General features: G+C 63.1%; 1 protein-coding gene. It reads left to right on the forward strand.

What is annotated here, in order from left to right; genetic code table 11:
* Positions 1 to 70: 70 nt before the first annotated feature.
* Positions 71 to 1027: an IS5 family transposase gene (locus RCO38_RS24200; protein ID WP_308331153.1), complete on the forward strand. Its 957-nt coding sequence runs from the start codon at positions 71 to 73 to the stop codon at positions 1025 to 1027.
* Positions 1028 to 1164: the final 137 nt, after the last annotated feature.

Consider the following 1164-nt stretch of genomic DNA (forward strand, 5'->3'; position numbering starts at 1 on the left):
TAGGGACGCGCTTCAAAACCCCGGGCAACTGCCCTGTTGCTAAAGGCACGGCATTGGCACGATGGCGGGCATGACACAGACAAGCCTCGGGTTGGATTGGACGAACAAGCGCACTCGCAAGCGCGAGTTCTTGGGTGAGATGGAGCGGGTGGTGCCGTGGTCTGCGCTGGTGGCGCTGATCGAGCCTCACAGCCCGAGAGCCAGGACGGGCCGCCCACCATTTCCCATCGAGACCATGCTGCGCATCCACCTCATGCAGAACTGGTTCACCTTCGGCGACCAGGCGATGGAGGAGGCGCTGATCGACACACCGCTGTATCGAGAATTCGCGCGACTCAACATCGATGCCGACCGTCTGCCAGACGCCATCACGATCCTGCGCTTTCGCCACCTGCTGGAGCGCCACGGACTGGCCCAGCAGATGTTCGTGACAGTCAACGAGCTGCTGGCCGCCAAGGGTCTGGTGGTCAAGAGCGGCACGGCGGTGGACGCCACCATCATCAATGCACCGAGCTCGACCAAGAACAGCAGCGGCCAGCGTGACCCGGACATGCACCAGACCAAGAAGGGGCAGCAGTGGTACTTCGGCATGAAGGCCCATGTGGGCACGGATCTGGGGACGGGCGTCGTTCACAGCCTGGTAACCACGCCGGCCAACGCGGCCGACGTGACGCAGGTTGATGGCTTGCTGCATGGTCAGGAAACAGACGTGTTTGCCGACGCGGGCTACCAGGGGGCGGCGCGATGGACGCGTGCCAAGGTGCGTTGGCACATTGCGATGCGCCCAGGCAAGCGCAGAGCCTTGGATACAGGCACAGAGAAGGGCCGGCTGATCGACGAGTTGGAACGCGTGAAGGCTCGCATCCGGGCCAAGGGCGAACACGCCTTTCGCGTCATCAAGCGTCAGTTCGGTTTCACCAAGGTCAGCTACCGGGGACTGGCCAAGAACACGGCCAAGTTGCACACGCTGTTCATGCTGGGCAATCTGTGGATGCTGCGCAAGCGGCCGCAGCTGTGCGGAGCATGAGTGCGTCCGCAGGCACCGAGGTGAGCGCTTGGGGCCTGCGAATTGACACTGTGGGCGGGCCAAATCACCTCCACGCGTGTGATTCGACACCCTTTGCGTCCGCGTCCCTCAGAAAACCCGGGTTTTGAAGCGCGTCC

Source organism: Hydrogenophaga pseudoflava (assembly GCF_031020795.1).
Lineage (GTDB): Bacteria > Pseudomonadota > Gammaproteobacteria > Burkholderiales > Burkholderiaceae_C > Hydrogenophaga > Hydrogenophaga pseudoflava_A.